Origin of the sequence: Klebsiella sp. BIGb0399, from assembly GCF_003752615.1 — a bacterium.
GTDB lineage: Bacteria > Pseudomonadota > Gammaproteobacteria > Enterobacterales > Enterobacteriaceae > Klebsiella > Klebsiella lignicola.
This window is the reverse complement of record NZ_RKHT01000010.1, coordinates 131,717-149,558: the sequence shown is the minus strand read 5'-3', so window position 1 is coordinate 149,558 and position 17,842 is coordinate 131,717. Positions and strand designations below refer to the sequence as shown.

The window sequence follows — 17,842 nt, the reverse complement described above, 5'->3', positions numbered from 1 at the left end:
CTGGCCCGGATGTACACCTTATACTAAAAAGAGGAGAAAAAGAAAAACCCCCGAGCATTTCTGCCCGGGGGTTTCTTTGTTTCTAAGGGGTATAGCGCACGATTACATCATGCCGCCCATACCACCCATGCCGCCCATACCGCCAGCAGCACCTAAATCAGGCGCATCGCTTTTCGGCAGGTCGGTAACCATGCACTCGGTGGTGATCATCAGACCAGCAACGGATGCCGCGTACTGCAGAGCAGAACGGGTCACTTTAGTTGGGTCCAGGATACCGAAGTCGATCATGTTGCCGTATTCTTCAGTTGCTGCGTTGTAACCGTAGTTACCTTCGCCCGCTTTCACGTTGTTAGCAACGACAGACGGCTCTTCACCGGCGTTGGAAACGATCTGACGCAGCGGAGCTTCCATTGCGCGCAGCGCAACTTTGATACCGACGTTCTGATCTTCGTTCTGAGCAGTCAGGTTAGCCAGTTTAGCGGCAACGCGAACCAGCGCCACACCACCACCAGCAACAACACCTTCTTCTACCGCAGCACGGGTCGCGTGCAGCGCATCGTCAACGCGTGCTTTCTTCTCTTTCATTTCAACTTCGGTAGCAGCACCGACTTTGATTACTGCAACGCCGCCTGCCAGTTTAGCAACGCGTTCCTGCAGTTTTTCACGGTCGTAGTCAGAAGTTGCTTCTTCGATCTGCTTACGAATCTGAGCAACACGGCCCTGGATAGCGCCTTCTTCACCCACGCCATCAATGATGGTGGTGGTGTCTTTGTTGATCACAACGCGTTTTGCCTGACCCAGGTCTTCCAGAGTTGCTTTTTCCAGCTCCATACCGATCTCTTCAGAGATAACGGTACCGCCGGTCAGGGTAGCGATGTCCTGCAGCATAGCTTTACGACGGTCGCCGAAGCCCGGTGCTTTAACTGCAGCCACTTTCACGATGCCACGCATGGTGTTGACCACCAGAGTAGCCAGCGCTTCGCCTTCAACGTCTTCAGCGATGATAACCAGCGGTTTGCCTGCTTTCGCAACGGCTTCCAGCACTGGCAGCATTTCGCGGATGTTGGAGACTTTTTTGTCAGCCAGCAGGATGAACGGGCTTTCCAGCTCAACAGCGCCAGTTTCCGGCTTGTTGATGAAGTATGGGGACAGGTAACCGCGGTCGAACTGCATACCTTCAACCACGTCCAGTTCGTCTTCCAGACCGGTACCGTCTTCAACGGTGATCACGCCTTCTTTACCGACTTTATCCATCGCTTCAGCGATCAGTTTACCTACAGTTTCGTCGGAGTTAGCGGAGATGGTACCAACCTGAGCAATAGCTTTAGAGTCGGAGCACGGTACGGACAGCGTTTTCAGTTCTTCAACAGCAGCAACGACAGCTTTGTCGATACCACGTTTCAGATCCATCGGGTTCATGCCAGCAGCAACGGCTTTCAGGCCTTCTGCAATGATCGCCTGAGCCAGTACGGTTGCGGTGGTAGTACCGTCGCCTGCAGCGTCGTTCGCTTTAGAGGCAACTTCTTTAACCATCTGCGCGCCCATGTTTTCGAACTTGTCTTCCAGCTCGATTTCACGTGCAACGGACACGCCGTCTTTGGTGATGGTCGGTGCACCGAAGGATTTATCCAGTACCACGTTACGGCCTTTCGGACCCAGGGTCACTTTCACTGCATCTGCCAGTACGTTCACGCCGCGCAGCATTTTTACACGAGCGTCGTTACCGAATTTTACGTCTTTAGCTGCCATTTTTTCTATTCCTCAAATTCGTTCAGTTTCGCGCGCGAATTACGCTTCAACAATTGCCAGAATGTCGCTTTCAGACATGATCAGCACTTCTTCATTGTCGATTTTTTCCGACTTCACACCGTAGCCGTCGTTAAAAATAACGATGTCGCCAACTTTAACGTCCAGCGGCTGCACAGTGCCGTTCTCCAGGATGCGGCCCTTACCGACAGCGATGATTTCGCCACGAGTTGATTTGGCTGCTGCAGAACCAGTCAGAACGATGCCGCCTGCAGATTTGGTTTCAACTTCTTTACGTTTGACGATCACACGATCATGTAACGGACGAATACTCATTGATAGCTCTCCTTCGAGAAAGTCATTATCAGTTATGGGTGACACCGGCCCGTATAAGGTTTTCCGGCTAGTGCCTGAGAGATGGGGGTAGGTTTTCCCGCTTCAAGGGGCAAAGTTAAAAAAAATTTTTTCCGCGTGCGCTGACTCACAAAAACGGCCGTCGTCATAAGTAAAAACGATTGTGATACCATCGATTTTTTCAGGGACAGGATTGCATCATGAGTGGTTTGAAGCAGGAGTTAGGTCTGGCTCAGGGAGTGGGGCTGCTTTCGACGTCGCTACTTGGCACCGGCGTCTTCGCAGTGCCTGCGCTGGCGGCCCTGGTGGCGGGAGACAACAGCCTGTGGGCCTGGCCTGCGCTGATTTTGCTGGTCTTCCCGATTGCCATTGTCTTTGCCGTACTGGGCCGCCATTTCCCCAGCGCCGGCGGCGTCGCGCACTTCGTCAATATGGCGTTCGGTTCCCGTATGGAACGCGTCACCGGCTGGCTGTTCCTGTCGGTCATTCCGGTGGGGCTACCTGCCGCCCTGCATATCGCTACCGGCTTCGGGCAGGCCCTGTTTGGCTGGCACGACAGCCAGCTGCTGCTGGCAGAGCTGGGCACCCTGGCCATCGTCTGGTGGGTCGGCTCGCGGGGCGCCAGCTCCAGCGCTAACCTGCAAACGCTGGTCGCGATCCTTATCGTAGCGCTGATCGCCGCCATCTGGTGGCGCGGTGGGATTAACCTCGCGCACATCCCCTTTCCGGCGACGACGGAAATCGATCGCTCCCAGCTTTTCTCTGCGCTATCGGTGATGTTCTGGTGCTTTGTCGGTCTCGAAGCCTTTGCCCATCTGGCATCGGAATTTAAACGCCCGGAGCGCGATTTCCCCCGCGCACTGATGATCGGCCTGTTACTGGCCGGGTCGGTGTACTGGGCCTGCACCGTGCTGGTTCTGCATTTTCATGCCTTCGGGGACGACATGGCCGCGGCCGCATCGTTACCGACCATCGTAGTGCACTTATTTGGCGTGCAGGCACTGTGGGTCGCCTGCGTAATTGGCTATCTCGCCTGCTTCGCCAGCCTCAATATTTATATCCAGAGCTTTGCCCGCCTGGTCTGGTCCCAGGCGCAGTACAAGCCCGAAAGCTACCTCGCGCAACTTTCGCCGCAGCGTATTCCCCGCAATGCGCTCAATGCGGTACTGGGCTGCTGCGTCATCAGCACGCTGTGCATCTACTGGCTTGATATCAATCTCGACGCGCTGATCGTCTATGCCAACGGCATCTTTATTATGATTTATCTGCTGTGCATGCTGGCAGGCTGCCGCTTGTTACAGGGGCGCTACCGGGTGCTGGCGATCGTCGGGAGCGGACTTTGTCTGCTGCTGTTGACGATGGTGGGCTGGAAAAGTCTGTATGCCCTGGTCGTGATGGCCGCCCTTTGGTTGTGGCTGCCGAAGCGCCGCCCACCGGCCCAGACGCCTTCATCTGCGATAAAAAACCGATAAAAAAAGCCGGACCGCGCAACGCGTATCCGGCTCATAAACTGTTGTGCCCGGCAATGGATGACCGGGCTGAACAGCTTAGCGGTCGTCTTTGTGGTCCAGACGGTCGCGCTCTTCATCTTTGCGCTGGTATTCGCCGTCAAAGGTCTCACCGCCCCCGGTTCCGGCACTAAAACCGCCGCCCGGCATCCGGTTAAAGCGCAAATGCGGCATCAGCTTCAGGGTCAGGTGCTTTTGCACCGGCGGCAACAGCAACAGCAGGCCGAGGAAGTCGGTAAAGAACCCCGGCAGCAGCAGCAACAGACCGGCAATGATCAGCGAGACGCTTTTGATCATTTCGGCGGCCGGGCTTTCCCCTGCCGCCATCTTCTGCTGCATCAGCATCAAGTTTTTGAAGCCCTGGTTACGCACCAGCGACATCCCGACCACCGAGCTAAAGATCACCAGAATCAGCGTCATGAACACGCCAAGCACGTGGGCCACCTGGATGAAGATCGATATCTCGATGTAAACGTATAAAAAAATGGCAATTAACGGAATCCAACGCACCGGCGTCTCCTTCATTAGCGGCGGCCATTATCGGCCCCCGCAGTCATTGGTTTGCTTTTCGCATCACATCAATATTGGGCTAAAACGCCAGATTTCAATCTGTGGAAAGGCTTATTTTGTCATGAATGGCAAAGCGGTGACTCATTTCACAGATTAATAATTCTTATACCCTGCAATACATAATAAGTGATCAAGGTTGCTGACATTCGCTATCATCAGCATATGATCGTGGGCACCGGGCCGATTAAGGAAATAATCTTCGGCAAGAAAATACGCTAAATCTCATAAATTCTGTGTATTTGGTGAATTCATTGGCAGCTTGAAAAAGAAGGTTCACATGTTAAACAACATTCGTATCGAAGAAGATCTGTTGGGTACCAGGGAAGTTCCAGCTGACGCCTACTATGGTGTTCATACTCTGAGAGCGATTGAAAACTTCTACATCAGCAATAGCAAAATCAGTGATATACCTGAGTTTGTGCGCGGTATGGTGATGGTGAAAAAGGCCGCTGCGATGGCCAACAAGGAACTGCAAACCATTCCTAAAAGCGTCGCAAACACCATTATTGCCGCATGTGACGAAGTACTGAATAACGGTAAATGCATGGACCAGTTCCCGGTTGATGTGTTCCAGGGTGGCGCGGGTACCTCCGTCAACATGAACACCAACGAGGTTCTGGCTAACATCGGCCTTGAGCTGATGGGCCATCAGAAGGGTGAATACCAGTATCTGAACCCCAACGATCACGTTAACAAATGCCAGTCCACCAACGATGCCTACCCGACCGGCTTCCGTATCGCCGTTTATGCCTCACTGCTGAAATTAACCGACGCCATCAACCAGTTGGGCGAAGGCTTCCAGCATAAAGCCGTTGAATTCCAGGACGTCCTGAAAATGGGCCGTACCCAGCTGCAGGACGCGGTACCGATGACCCTCGGCCAGGAGTTCCACGCCTTTAACGTTCTGCTGAATGAAGAGACCAAATGCATTCTGCGCACCGCTGAGCTGCTGCTGGAAGTGAACCTCGGCGCCACCGCCATCGGTACGCGTCTGAATACCCCGGATGGCTATCAGCAGCTGGCAGTGCAAAAACTGGCGGAAGTCAGCGGTTTGCCGGTGATTCCGGCGGAAGACCTGATTGAAGCGACCTCAGACTGTGGCGCCTACGTGATGGTCCACAGCTCGCTGAAACGCCTGGCGGTGAAACTGTCCAAAATCTGTAATGACCTGCGCCTGCTCTCTTCCGGTCCGCGCGCTGGCCTGAACGAAATCAACCTGCCGGAGCTGCAGGCGGGTTCATCCATCATGCCGGCCAAAGTCAACCCGGTGGTGCCAGAAGTGGTTAACCAGGTCTGCTTTAAGGTTATCGGCAACGACACCACGGTCACAATGGCTTCCGAAGCCGGTCAGCTGCAGCTGAACGTCATGGAGCCGGTGATTGGCCAGGCCATGTTCGAGTCTATCCATATCCTGACCAACGCCTGCTACAACCTGCTGGAAAAATGCATCAACGGCATTACCGCCAACAAAGCAGTCTGTGAAGGCTATGTCTATAACTCAATTGGGATTGTCACCTACCTGAACCCGTTTATCGGCCACCACAATGGCGATATCGTCGGCAAGATTTGCGCCGAAACGGGCAAGAGCGTACGCGAAGTCGTACTGGAGCGCGGGCTGCTCACCGAAGCAGAGCTGGACGATATTTTCTCTGCCCAGAACCTGATGCATCCGGCCTATAAAGCGAAGCGATATACCGATGAAAGCGAACAGTAAGCTTTCGGGTTAAACTACCAAAAGGCATGTCAGCAATGACATGCCTTTTTTGCATTCTTAGGTTTACCAAATCACAACAATTCAATATCAACTTGTTAAAAAACAAGGAAGGCGCATATGTTTGGAGCAGAACTCGTGGTTGTCCTGCTGGCTATCTATTTGGGAGCCAGGCTCGGCGGCATCGGCATTGGCTTTGCCGGTGGTCTGGGCGTGCTCGTCCTGACGCTCATCTTTCAAATTAAACCCGGCGCGATCCCTTTCGACGTCATTGAAATCATCATGGCGGTTATCGCCGCGATTGCTGCGATGCAGGTGGCCGGCGGCATGGACTATCTGGTCAGCCTGGCCGAGCGCATGCTCCGACGCCATCCCAAATACATCACCTTCCTTGCCCCGTTGGTCACCTGGTTTATGACCGTTCTGGCGGGAACCGGACATACCGCATTCTCGACCCTGCCGGTGATTACCGAAGTGGCGAAAGAGCAAGGTATTCGCCCGTCCCGCCCGCTGTCTATCGCCGTTGTCGCCTCGCAGATTGCGATTACCGCCTCGCCGATTTCCGCCGCCGTGGTCTTTTTTGCCGGGATCCTCGAACCGCTTGGCGTCAGCTACCTGACGCTGCTGGCGATCTGTATTCCGGTGACGCTGATTGCCGTGATGCTCACCGCCGTGGTCTGTAACTTCCTCGGCTGTGAACTGAAAGACGACCCGATTTACCAGGAGCGCCAGGCAAAAGGTGAAGTGAGGCTGCGCGGCAGTCAGGTGTTCGAACTGAAACCTCATGCGAAACGCTCGGTGCTGCTGTTTCTCGTCGGTATTGTCGCGGTAATGTTCTACGCTACGGCGATCAGCGATACCGTCGGGCTGATTCAGAACCCGGTACTGCCGCGTAACGAAGCGATCGTGGTGTTCATGCTGACCATTGCGACGCTTATCAGCATCACCTGTAAAATCGATACTGGCGAAGTGCTCAACGCCAGCACCTTTAAATCCGGGATGAGCGCCTGTGTCTGCGTGCTGGGCGTCGCCTGGCTCGGCGATACCTTCGTCAAAGCGCATATCACCGATATCCAGGCCGTTGCCGGCGACCTGCTGCACAACTATCCGTGGCTGCTGGCGGTGGTGTTGTTCTTCGCGGCAACCCTGCTGTACTCCCAGGCTGCCACCACCAAAGCGCTGATGCCGGCGGCGCTGCTGCTCGGCGTCACCCCGCTGACCGCTATCGCCTCGTTTGCGGCGGTATCCGCGCTGTTCGTCCTGCCGACCTACCCGACGCTGCTGGCGGCGGTTGAGATGGACGACACCGGTTCAACGCGCATCGGCAAATACGTCTTTAACCACGCGTTCCTGATCCCCGGCGTGATTGCCATTACCCTGTGCGTCATTCTGGGGTTCATTTTCGGCGGCATCATGCTGTAAATCTGCTTAAATTCGGGCCAGTTCCTGGCCCGTTTCATTAATCCCCCACCTTGCGTGCTATAGTGCCTCTTTTCGCTGATACGAGGTTCACGATGACTACGCCTGATGCTGTTGTTGTTCTCTGTACCGCGCCCGATGAAGCCACCGCCCAGGATCTGGCGGCAAAAGTGCTGGCAGAAAAGCTCGCCGCCTGCGCCACCCTCCTGCCAGGTGCAACATCGCTCTACTACTGGGAAGGGAAGCTGGAACAGGAGTATGAAGTTCAAATGCTGCTGAAAACCGACCTGGCTCACCAGCAGGCCTTACTGGAATGTCTGAAGGCCCATCACCCGTATCAAACACCCGAACTCTTGGTTTTACCCGTCACCCACGGAGACACTGATTACCTCTCATGGCTCAACGCATCATTACGCTGATTCTGCTGCTGTGCAGCACATCCGCTTTCGCCGGGTTATTTGACGCCCCTGGTCGTTCTAATTTCGTTCCTGCGGATCAGGCTTTTGCTTTTGATTTCCAGCAGAACCAGCACGACGTCAACCTGACCTGGCACATCAAGGATGGTTACTACCTCTATCGCCAGCAGATCAAACTGACGGCGGCAGAGGCCACGCTCGTCGAACCAACGTTGCCTCCGGGCACCTGGCATGAAGATGAGTTTTACGGCAAGAGCGAGATCTATCGTCAGAGCCTGAGCGTACCGGTGACCTTCAGCCAGGCGGCAAAAGGCGCGACGCTCACCGTCACCTACCAGGGCTGCGCCGACGCCGGTTTTTGCTATCCGCCAGAGACCAAAATCGTCCCGCTTCGCGCGGTGCTGGCGACGTCCGGCAGCGAGTCAACGTCGACTCCGGCAGCGCTTCCTGCCGTCGGGCAGCCGAAATTTAATCCGCCTCTGCCGGTAGAAAAACGTCCGGAGCTGATCGCCAAAACCGCCCCGCCGGTACAGCCGACTCCGCCACAGGAGAAGCCCGACGCCAGCGATGATCCGGCCAGCCTGCCCTTCACTGCCCTTTGGGCGCTGCTGATCGGCATCGGTATCGCCTTCACGCCGTGCGTCTTGCCGATGTACCCGCTGATCTCCGGCATAGTGCTCGGCGGTAAACAGCGGCTGTCCACTGCCCGGGCGTTGCTGCTGGCGTTTATCTACGTCCAGGGGATGGCGCTGACCTATACCGCGCTGGGCCTGGTGGTCGCCGCCGCCGGTTTACAGTTCCAGGCGGCGCTGCAGCACCCCTATGTGCTGATTGGCCTCTCGGTGGTCTTTATCCTGCTGGCGCTGTCGATGTTTGGCCTGTTTACCCTGCAACTCCCCTCTGCCGTGCAGACCCGCCTGACGCTGATGAGCAACAAACGCCAGGGCGGTTCCCCCGGCGGCGTCTTTGCGATGGGGGCCATTGCCGGGCTGATCTGCTCGCCCTGCACCACCGCACCGCTGAGCGCCATCCTGCTGTATATTGCCCAAAGCGGTAATCTGTGGCTCGGCGGCGGCACGCTGTATCTCTATGCGCTGGGCATGGGGCTGCCGCTGATCCTGGTGACCGTTTTTGGCAACCGTCTGTTGCCGAAGAGCGGGCCATGGATGGGCCACGTGAAGAGCGCATTTGGTTTTGTGATCCTGGCGCTGCCGGTCTTTTTACTGGAGCGTATCGTCGGTGAACCCTGGGGGCTGCGCCTGTGGTCGATGCTGGGCGTAGCCTTCTTTAGCTGGGCCTTTATTACCTTGCTCGGCGCCACTCGTCCGTGGCTGCGCATCGCGCAAATCATGATGTTCGGCGCCGCGCTGGTCAGTGCTCGCCCGCTGCAGGACTGGGCATTCGGCGCGCCCGCCGCGCAACAGCAGGCGCACCTGGCCTTTACGCGCGTCAGTAACGTCGCAGAACTCGATCGCGCGCTGGCACAGGCAAAAGGCAAGCCGGTGATGCTCGACCTGTACGCCGACTGGTGCGTGGCATGCAAAGAGTTCGAGAAATACACCTTTAGCGCTGCAGAGGTACAACAGGCCCTGAAAGGGACCGTTCTGCTGCAGATCGATGTGACGAAGAACAGCGCCGACGATGTGGCATTGCTGAAGCACCTGCAGGTGCTCGGCCTGCCCACGATTCTGTTCTTTAATACACGGGGAGAAGAACAGCCCGCGCAACGTGTGACCGGGTTTATGGATGCAGCCGCATTCAGCGCCCATTTGCGTGATTGGCAACCGTGAACGACACTTTAGGAGGAAAAATGGAGGAGAAGACCGTGCAACGTGAAGATGTCCTGGGTGAAGCCATACAAATTCTCGAAATCGAAGGTATTGCCAACACCACGCTGGAAATGGTCGCCGAACGCGTCTCTTACCCGCTCGATGACCTCAAACGTTTTTGGCCCGATCGCGACGCGCTGCTGTACGATGCGCTGCGCTATCTCAGCCATCAGGTTGATGTCTGGCGTCGGCAGTTGCTGCTCGACGACTCGCTCACGCCGGAACAAAAGCTGCTGGCTCGCTACGGCGCATTGACCAAATGCGTGAGCAACCATCGCTATCCCGGCTGTTTGTTTATCGCCGCCTGTACCTTTTTCCCGGACGCGCAGCATCCTGTCCATCAACTGGCGGAACAGCAAAAACAGGCCTCGCTGGCCTATACTCACGAGTTGCTGACGCTGCTGGAAGTGGACGATCCAGCGATGGTCGCCAAACAGATGGAGCTGATCGTCGAAGGCTGCCTGAGCCGTATGCTGGTCAAACGTAGCCAGGAAGATGTCGATACCGCGCAGCGGCTGGCAGAAGACATTCTGCGCTTTGCCCAGTGCCGGAGCGGCGGTGCGTTAACCTGATCGTGGTCGGCAGGTCGTCGTTACACGCGCCTGACATTCAGGGCGATGCCCGTTGGTGGGTAAACGGGGAATGAACGGCCGACTAACACAGATGCAACTTGATGTCCGCAGCGTATAATCCCCCTACACCACTCTGTCTACCGGGATTGAAATGCGACGTCTCCTTTGGGCTGCCATCATCGGGCTGTGTCCGTTATTGCTCCAGGCTGCACCACTTCAAGGGTTTTCTTTCGCCTATAAAGACTGGGAAGTCGCCTGCGATAACACCGGCACCTGCCGGGCCGCGGGCTATGGCGTCAACATCGGTGAAATTAGCGTCCTGCTGACCCGTGACGCCGGCGCCGGGCAGCGCGTAAACGCCCAGGTGACTTTCGCCCAGACCGATAATGATATTCCCTCCGATGCCACGGTGAGCCTGCTGATCGACGGCCAGGATCGCGGCACCCTGGAGGCGAAAGACGACAGCCACTTCCGTTTCGATAGTCCCCAGACCGCCGCGCTAATTGAGGCGCTGGAGCACAGCCGGCAGATTGAGATCGCGCTCAATGGCCAGCGTAAGCCGCTCTCCAGCGCCGGCAGCAGCGCGGTATTCCTCAAGATAGATGAGTTTCAGCAACGTCTCGGAACCGCAGATGCGCTGGTCCGCAAAGGCGATGCCGACGATGACGGCACGCTTAACCCACTTCCTGCACCGGAGATTATCGCCGCCCCAACGCCACACAACGCGTCGGCCGAGCCGTTGACGGCAAAACAGCGCCAGAAGCTGTTGCCGGCGCTCATCCCGCAGCTGAACAGCCATTGTGACGACTGGCAGAACAACGCAATTCCAGCGCAGGAGCGCCAGATAACATCTACGCCGCTGGATAAGAGCCATTCACTCATTCAGGCACTGTGCTGGCGTGCGGCCTATAACGACGGCTACGCGATGTGGGTGGTGGATAACGCCCTGCGTACGCCACCTGTCGCCATTACCACCGATGCCTCCAGCTACGCCGACGGCGTGATCACGTTCTTCAATAAAGGCCGCGGCATCGCCGACTGCGTCAGCGGTGAAGAGCGGGTCTGGGACGGCACCACCTTTGTTCAGAGTCTGAAGTACAGCACCGGGATGTGCCGTGAAATCACGCCTGGCGGCACCTGGATGTTGCCAACCTTCGTCAGCCAGGTACGGCCAAAACAGCAGAAAGAGGCCGATAACATCGCGCTGAAAGCGTTGTATAACGCGGTGCTGAAAGAGCAGAAGGCCAACCCTGAGCTGGCATTAAAAAAGGTGGTCGAGCAATTCCCCCTGACCGGGCACATCACCAACTTCACGTTGACCTACGCCGATGACTCCCTGGTATCGACCAGCAAACCCGCTGTCGATATCAGCGACGATGAATGGCAGGCATTCCTCCACTCCGATATCGATGCCGACTCGGAAAATGGCAAGGTCAGCTTTACGCTGGTCGATCTGGATAACGACGGCAAGCGCGATTTAATCATCGACAGCTATATCGGCGGCACCGGGCTCTTCAGCTATACCGGGGTACTGAAACGCGGCGACAGTACGTTTGATAGCGTCGTTCAGGGCGACAGCGACGACGACGATGATTTTGACGCCGGAGTACCTGGCGCACTGTTTTCACTCAACGGGCGCGGCGCCAATCAGTGGAATCAGTGGGTCAGAATCAACGGCCAGGTGTATGCGCTGTGGTACAACGGCCAGTTTGGCGAGGACAATCTTTATCTGCTGCGGCCCTTCAGCCCGACCGACAGAACGCCAGCGGTGACGATTCGCTATCGTTATGCGCTGAAAACCCTGAGTTCACCGGAACAGGGCCAGCCGCTCTCCCCGGCGCTGAATCCCCAGGATCAGGCAGACCTGCTCAAGTCGCTGGATCTGATGCAAAGCAATCTGCTGAAAGACAAAAAAGCCAACGCCGGGGATGAGCCAATCTGCCCGATACCGCCCGGCACCTCATCTGATGAAGCGGATAACTACTACAGCGGCGTAGCCTCTTATTATGTCTATGAAACGGTAGCCTATATTCCCGTCTGGATCGCCGGAAAATGCTTTATCGGCACGGTGGTCAGCCATCACGGCGCCTATCGTCACGGTGTCGATGCCGAGATCATGATCAGCTCCCCCCGCGAAGATGAAGATGTCATCGGCGGCTACACGATTTCCGGCGTACGCCATGCGATCTCGGCCATCAGCGGCTGGAAGCCCCGTGAAGGCGACAACGGAATGATGTGATACCCAGGTAAAATACTCCTTTTGCGGCGTAACTGCCGCAAAGTTAAGCAATCAGCAGGAAAATCAAGAAATTTGGTTGACGCACAGAGTGGATTACGGTTTAATGCGCCCCGTTGCCCGGATAGCTCAGTCGGTAGAGCAGGGGATTGAAAATCCCCGTGTCCTTGGTTCGATTCCGAGTCCGGGCACCACTATTTAGAAGAACCCGCCTATGGCGGGTTTTTTGCTTTCTGAGAGCCGGACTCTTCATCGAACTCCGTTCGATTATTCGCGGTAAACCGCTCACCCCTTCGGGGCCAGCGCGACAAGCGCGCTGTTCAACGCCTGCGGCGTTAGTCCGGGTCCGGGCACCACTAGCCGCAAAAATGAAAAAGCCCCAGCAATAAAACACCGGGGCTTTTATGATACTTTCAAATTAATATCTAACATTAATCAACTTAATTATTTAATACTACTGCTAAAGATGTACATGTTTTCACAGGATATATCGGTACTTCAGATGCTGCTATCCTCCTGAAATCCTAGTAGACAAATTTCTATCCTGTTTATTTCATTGAGAATTATCCTGACGACGATTCTCAATTAAGTACATCGCCCGCGCGATATATACTCTTTGATGCGTTGCCTTACTATCTTCGCTGTCTTTTGGTTGCCATAACTGCCACCAATCGAACCGCAAAATAACCATCAACAACAAGGCCTTACATCATCGCGCCATCGTCCACATTATGCGATTGTAGAGCTTTACTACGTGGCCTTAAAACCTCTTCATATCATGGCATAAACTTTCTGCTCAATGCTGAAGAGCCCAAACAACAATTACTTCGTGGCCTTTATCGCATCTGACTTACTTTATCAGGTAAGTTTTACCTGATAAATCATACCGGTTATAACACTCTAACTAAATTAATTCCTTACCGGCCATAAGGTCAATCTACTCGTTATTAACCCACTGTCAATACTGTGTTTTAACACAGTGTTGATTAGGTAATTCTCACTAAACCGCTCACCCTTTCTGACCCGCTCGACAAGCGTGCGGGCAGGACAATTAAATTTCCCACAGCGCTACTTTTCCAGGCCGATAAAGTGGACCCGGGCTTTCGGCGGCATCAACTCCGGATGGCGCTTGACGTAGTCCGTCAACACCGTGGACATCGTCACCTCATAGCGGTCACGGATGGCGATATCCCGGATCCCGAAGTCGCTGACCTGTTCATTGCAGGCCACCCGGTATGTTTTGTTCATCTCAAACGGTGAACCATTCACACGAATATTCATCATTCTGTCGCCCACAGGACGGGAGAAATCCACCTCAAACGCCAGCCCGCTGACATGGGCATAGGCACCGGTATAGACCTTTGGCTCGCTATAATTATGTTCGATAAAATCTTTGACCTGACGACCGGTCATATCCCGCGTCACCAGAGGCAGAGAGAATGGCACCGCGTTAAGTACCTGACCAAAAGTCACCGGCCCGGCACTGATACTGTCACGCAGGAAAGCGCCGACCGTAAAGGCAATATCCGCCTTTGCGTGTTCACGCTCAGCATCGGCCAGCACTGACCCCAGGTTTGTCTGCCCGGACCGGACATGCGCCCGCTCGCCATCCAGCGCAAAAGGCAGCGTCATGACGATCTGGCTAAGGACCGCCTGATTTTCTGCATTCACCCGGTCGATAAGAGACTGCGTTTCCGGGTCCGGAACCAGCTGGGACAATGCGGCCTTATCCAGCAATTGTTCATGCCAGGCCGTAATCTTTTTATCTTTAACGGTCAGGGTGAGTTGTCCCAGATATTCGCCATACTGCCCGGCATTCACCATGATTGTCTTACCCAGCTGTTTTCCACCCGGCACGGCAATATGGTCATGCCCGTCGATAATGACATCGATATCCGCCACGGCATCAGTCAGCTTAGTAATATTCACTTCGGGGTCTGTTTTCCCCAGATGAGCCAGCACAATGATAAGGTCTGTCTGGTTTTTAATCCGGGCAACGGCTTCCTGCACGGCTTCAAGCGGATCGCTGACCCGAAAGCCTGATAGTTTATTATCCGTCGTTGCAACCATCGCATTTAGCGGAGAGACGCCAATAATACCGATATTCAGTCCGCCGACGTTTTTAATGATAAATGGATTAAACGCTGGCTTATCCTGATACCAGACATTAGATGTGACAAACGGAAACCGGGATTTTTCTTTCAATGCCAGCAATGCCTGGCCGCCAAAAATAAAGTCTGCGTTTCCTGGCGTAAAGACATCATACTTCATAATATTCATTGCATCGATATTTGTCTGGCCAGCACTCAGATCCGTCACGGGAATACCACTGACCGCGTCACCAACGTCCAGCAAAAGAACATGCTCTGACTTCTCTCTAAAGGTATTGATATACTTACTCATTTTTCCGTATCCGATGTTCTCATCGCTCATCCCTCTGCCGTGGGTGTCCCCTGTATGAAACAGCGTCAGCGTGACAACTTCACTGGCATATAATGAGCATGAACTCATTATTAACAAAGCGGATACTAACCATTTTCTTATCAGCATTTTATTTTTCCCTGTTAAAAGCTTTAGCGCTTACCTGTTTATATTCAGCTAGCGAATAATCATTCCCTTCTGTTAACAAAAACAAAAAAACCTGAAATCCACACTCCCCCGTCAGACGGAGTCATTCAGATTTCAGGTTTTGCCTGTTTTCAGTCACAATCCTGTAATGACTTAATTTATCGAACCAGCCAGACTGAATAAAAGCGAATGAATTTAGTTATGTGAAGTTTATCACTTTATATTTGTCAGTTTCTCTTAGCCGTTTCATCGTTATCAGGGCACTATTTGTAGTTATAAACAACGCTTCCAGACCTCAACGTAAATGTTCCAGTCTCTTACCAAAAGCGACTAAAGGAGGAGAACACAACATCCTCCCTATTGCCTCTCACGGATTCGGTCTTATGCCAGAAGATATGACGCTATCGCTAGTGGGTAAAATGGTTCATCACACAGGCGTAGCGTGGTGAAAACTGGTCACCGATGATGACCGTTTCACGATCAATGCGTTTGACCATATACAGCTTATCCCCACGCTCATAGGCATCAAAGAAAAGATAATCGATGGCATCTGGCGCATTATCATCCGGCGACTTTTCACGACCTGATGGATTAATGTTGTACACGCCCGCCGCGTGTCCCAGTGGCCGGGAATAGCGAAAGAAAAGCTTGCGGTTAACAACATACTGGCCACCTTCAGCTTTCAGCGTTCCCTGTACAGACAAGGAAAAATTACCGGAGTGATAGCTGGTAATCAACAAAATCCCCTCAAGATTCATCTTTGATTTATGGATATCAAGAGATGAGCTGAATTCAGATGAACAGGAAAAGCTAATTTCATTTTTTTTGGCATCACGGCTTACCAGTAAAAAAGCTATCACCGCCCCTCCAATAATGATGATCACCAGTGACCAAAAAAATGGCGACAGATCCCTCTCAGTCTTCATACCACTCCTCACGATGATGATACTGGCTGTGGCAATAGTAATAGCCATTGTTACGCCCACACTCAGCAGCAAATTTCCAGTTGATCAGATCATGATTACTGGCCCAGGCATTGAGATACAGGTCTTTTTTCACAGAACAGTCCGGCGCAATCCCGGTATCCTTAAAAATATCCTGAGCACTTTTATCCGTAATATTGTCGGTACTGGCATTCCCGAGAATATGAATGTGGCATTGTTGCCACTCGATGGTCCTCAGGACCGAAACGTCAATCATCGGAATGTTATTGGGTATCCAGGTCCACCAGTATGTTGCCAGCACCGCAATGCTGGTAATTAATCCCGTCAGTCCGATCGCCCAGCGGCTTGTTTTCCTGCTGTGTTCTTTTATGTTAACGGCATCAACAGCGAGTCCCTTCTCGTTTTCAGGTGCTTCGAGCAACTGAAAATTAATACCAAACTCGCCGATTTTGAATCCCATTCGCGGTACCGTCACAATCACCTCAGCCGGATGGCCAATAGAGGTGATCACTTTACGTATAAAAGAGATATGCTGATTCAGGTTCGCATCCGTTGCCCTGGCGCCATTACGTTGAAAAACATTAAGCAGAACCTCATCGCGTGTGGACACTTCACTACCGTTTTGCAACAAATAAAGTAGTAATTGTGATGCGACATTATTGAGATTGCCTGTCTTCCCGGACCCAACGTCTTTTAACGAATTCTTTTGCGGCCTGAACACCAGCCCGCCGTCAATTATCACAGATTTAATCTTGCATATTGGGATATGAGAAACCAATGATGTCTCCTTGATACAGGAATCTCCCTGAATAAATGATTGAGGCGTAAGCATATCACAATTCATTTATCATTTTTGCGTTTGCCAAAGATCACTTTATTATCCACTTAATAACATTTTATTAACCCCTTCCTCATGACTGAATACTCTGCATGCAAAAAGTGGCTATCTTATTGTCACCCCTACACTTTGATCTCCCTGTTTTTATTTACAAAGAATTTATAAATATCTGAAGATGGGGTTCACAGATAAATAAAAATCACAAAGACAGATAAAAGCACCATAAAAACAGATAAATACAGTATATAAATCCACACGCAGCGCACAAATACAGCTAAATTCGCATAAAAACGCACCACAACGTCATCACCGCAACAGGTTCCCCTGAGTTTGATTCAAACCCGAACTTTGCATTGTCTCATTTTCTTACCGACTTAATATAGGTCACCGAAACGATGCACATGGCAGCTCAAGATAATGACACTTTAATTATTTACCGGCTGACACACAGACCGTCTTCACCAGAAGATGTAAAGAAACTGACGTGACCATTCGCTAAAAAGGTATTTCTGGCGAAGAAATACCTTTTGCAGAAGCATCGTTGTAATAACCCAAAACAGAAACAAGGTTAGAATAAACATGAATATGAAAAATGTAGCTGTCGCCTGTGCGCTGATGGCCGGTATGACAATGACTGCAACCTCTGCTTTCGCAGCAAAAAATGTTGACCCGACCAATGGTAAAATTCAGTTTAGCGGTACCCTGGTCAACTCTGCGTGCGGTCTGGCTCCGGAATCCAGCCCGGTACAGGTTAATTTTGGTGAAATCCCGACATCGCAATTAAAAGACAATCAGCGCGCCGGAACCAAGCATGCAAAAATTATGCTGCAGGGTTGCGATACTACCGTCGCTAAAACAGCAACCGTGACCTATACCCCGGCAACCATCGACCCGGACAATGCCGCTCTCGCCGCCTTCACTTCCGGTACTGCCCATGGCGCAGGTATTGGCATGATTGACAGCGGTAACCAGGACGTGAAATGGGGCGAAGCAGCATCCCAGGTCAATATTGCTAATGGCAAAACCGATATCGACTTCGTTGCTTATTTACAGGCAAATAACGCCTCCGATACCGTAACACCAGGTGACTTTGAGTCCACCGTGAACTTCCAGATCGATTACCAGTAACGA

Annotated in this window: 14 protein-coding genes and 1 tRNA gene; 9 read left to right on the top strand and 6 right to left on the bottom strand. The window is 53.1% G+C overall.

The genetic code is table 11. The features are described from left to right. Positions 1-102: 102 nt before the first annotated feature. Both groL and EDF82_RS23150 read right to left on the bottom strand, forming a co-directional pair. Positions 103-1,749, bottom strand: a complete 1,647-nt coding sequence (groL, locus tag EDF82_RS23155) for a chaperonin GroEL (protein WP_123757824.1) — start codon at positions 1,747-1,749, stop codon at positions 103-105. A gap of 39 nt (positions 1,750-1,788) precedes the next feature. After that, positions 1,789-2,082, bottom strand: coding sequence for a co-chaperone GroES (locus tag EDF82_RS23150; RefSeq protein WP_003855929.1), 294 nt, complete (start codon positions 2,080-2,082; stop codon positions 1,789-1,791). 218 nt (positions 2,083-2,300) lie between these two features. Between EDF82_RS23150 and yjeH the strand changes: the two genes are divergently transcribed. Further along, the gene (gene yjeH / locus EDF82_RS23145; RefSeq protein WP_123757823.1) at positions 2,301-3,572 is read left to right on the top strand and encodes an L-methionine/branched-chain amino acid transporter; all 1,272 of its coding nucleotides are present in this window, start codon (positions 2,301-2,303) and stop codon (positions 3,570-3,572) included. Between the two features lie 75 nt (positions 3,573-3,647). Here the strand turns inward: yjeH and EDF82_RS23140 are convergent, their stop codons facing one another. Further along, the gene (locus EDF82_RS23140) at positions 3,648-4,118 is read right to left on the bottom strand and encodes an FxsA family protein (RefSeq protein ID WP_174509907.1); all 471 of its coding nucleotides are present in this window, start codon (positions 4,116-4,118) and stop codon (positions 3,648-3,650) included. Positions 4,119-4,455: 337 nt separating this feature from the next. Here EDF82_RS23140 and aspA point away from each other — a divergent pair, with 337 nt between their 5' ends. The 7 genes from aspA (at position 4,456) to EDF82_RS23100 (ending at position 12,555) form a co-directional block, all read left to right on the top strand. Then, a complete protein-coding gene (aspA, locus tag EDF82_RS23130; RefSeq protein WP_123757821.1) occupies positions 4,456-5,892 on the top strand; it encodes an aspartate ammonia-lyase in 1,437 nt (478 codons plus the stop codon). 117 nt (positions 5,893-6,009) lie between these two features. Then, positions 6,010-7,311: an anaerobic C4-dicarboxylate transporter gene (locus EDF82_RS23125; protein WP_123757820.1), complete on the top strand. Its 1,302-nt coding sequence runs from the start codon at positions 6,010-6,012 to the stop codon at positions 7,309-7,311. A 92-nt stretch (positions 7,312-7,403) separates the two neighbouring features. Then, entirely contained in the window at positions 7,404-7,727 is a 324-nt protein-coding gene (gene cutA, locus EDF82_RS23120) for a divalent cation tolerance protein CutA (RefSeq protein ID WP_123757819.1), read from the top strand. Beyond that, positions 7,703-9,514, top strand: a complete 1,812-nt coding sequence (locus EDF82_RS23115; protein ID WP_123757818.1) for a protein-disulfide reductase DsbD — start codon at positions 7,703-7,705, stop codon at positions 9,512-9,514. The genes cutA and EDF82_RS23115 overlap by 25 nt, the downstream gene beginning before the upstream one ends. Positions 9,515-9,549: 35 nt before the next feature. After that, positions 9,550-10,125: a transcriptional regulator gene (locus tag EDF82_RS23110; protein WP_123757980.1), complete on the top strand. Its 576-nt coding sequence runs from the start codon at positions 9,550-9,552 to the stop codon at positions 10,123-10,125. Between the two features lie 151 nt (positions 10,126-10,276). Further along, positions 10,277-12,364, top strand: a complete 2,088-nt coding sequence (locus EDF82_RS23105; protein ID WP_123757817.1) for a DUF1176 domain-containing protein — start codon at positions 10,277-10,279, stop codon at positions 12,362-12,364. A gap of 115 nt (positions 12,365-12,479) precedes the next feature. After that, a tRNA-Phe gene (locus tag EDF82_RS23100) sits at positions 12,480-12,555 on the top strand. An 874-nt stretch (positions 12,556-13,429) separates the two neighbouring features. Here EDF82_RS23100 and EDF82_RS23095 read toward each other — a convergent pair. From EDF82_RS23095 to EDF82_RS23085, 3 genes are all read right to left on the bottom strand, one after another. After that, a complete protein-coding gene (locus tag EDF82_RS23095) occupies positions 13,430-14,872 on the bottom strand; it encodes a bifunctional UDP-sugar hydrolase/5'-nucleotidase (protein ID WP_227540167.1) in 1,443 nt (480 codons plus the stop codon). Positions 14,873-15,336: 464 nt separating this feature from the next. Further along, positions 15,337-15,855: a FidL-like protein gene (locus tag EDF82_RS23090; protein ID WP_123757815.1), complete on the bottom strand. Its 519-nt coding sequence runs from the start codon at positions 15,853-15,855 to the stop codon at positions 15,337-15,339. Continuing rightward, positions 15,845-16,705 carry a winged helix-turn-helix domain-containing protein gene (locus EDF82_RS23085; protein WP_227540166.1) on the bottom strand — a complete coding sequence of 287 codons (861 nt, stop codon included), beginning with the start codon at positions 16,703-16,705 and terminating at the stop codon, positions 15,845-15,847. Before EDF82_RS23085 ends, EDF82_RS23090 begins: the two co-directional genes overlap by 11 nt. Before the next feature lie 585 nt (positions 16,706-17,290). Here EDF82_RS23085 and EDF82_RS23080 point away from each other — a divergent pair. After that, complete coding sequence (locus EDF82_RS23080; protein ID WP_123757814.1) at positions 17,291-17,839, top strand: fimbrial protein; 549 nt, start codon at positions 17,291-17,293, stop codon at positions 17,837-17,839. Positions 17,840-17,842 lie beyond the last annotated feature (3 nt).

Bases quoted from the DNA above. Each gene is read 5' to 3' on its own strand.
- groL (WP_123757824.1), bottom strand. From the start codon at position 1,749: ATGGCAGCTAAAGACGTAAAATTCGGTAACGACGCTCGTGTAAAAATG.
- EDF82_RS23150 (WP_003855929.1), bottom strand. From the start codon at position 2,082: ATGAGTATTCGTCCGTTACATGATCGTGTGATCGTCAAACGTAAAGAA.
- yjeH (WP_123757823.1), top strand. From the start codon at position 2,301: ATGAGTGGTTTGAAGCAGGAGTTAGGTCTGGCTCAGGGAGTGGGGCTG.
- aspA (WP_123757821.1), top strand. From the start codon at position 4,456: ATGTTAAACAACATTCGTATCGAAGAAGATCTGTTGGGTACCAGGGAA.
- EDF82_RS23125 (WP_123757820.1), top strand. From the start codon at position 6,010: ATGTTTGGAGCAGAACTCGTGGTTGTCCTGCTGGCTATCTATTTGGGA.
- cutA (WP_123757819.1), top strand. From the start codon at position 7,404: ATGACTACGCCTGATGCTGTTGTTGTTCTCTGTACCGCGCCCGATGAA.
- EDF82_RS23115 (WP_123757818.1), top strand. From the start codon at position 7,703: ATGGCTCAACGCATCATTACGCTGATTCTGCTGCTGTGCAGCACATCC.
- EDF82_RS23105 (WP_123757817.1), top strand. From the start codon at position 10,277: ATGCGACGTCTCCTTTGGGCTGCCATCATCGGGCTGTGTCCGTTATTG.
- EDF82_RS23095 (WP_227540167.1), bottom strand. From the start codon at position 14,872: ATGAGTTCATGCTCATTATATGCCAGTGAAGTTGTCACGCTGACGCTG.
- EDF82_RS23090 (WP_123757815.1), bottom strand. From the start codon at position 15,855: ATGAAGACTGAGAGGGATCTGTCGCCATTTTTTTGGTCACTGGTGATC.
- EDF82_RS23085 (WP_227540166.1), bottom strand. From the start codon at position 16,705: ATGCTTACGCCTCAATCATTTATTCAGGGAGATTCCTGTATCAAGGAG.
- EDF82_RS23080 (WP_123757814.1), top strand. From the start codon at position 17,291: ATGAATATGAAAAATGTAGCTGTCGCCTGTGCGCTGATGGCCGGTATG.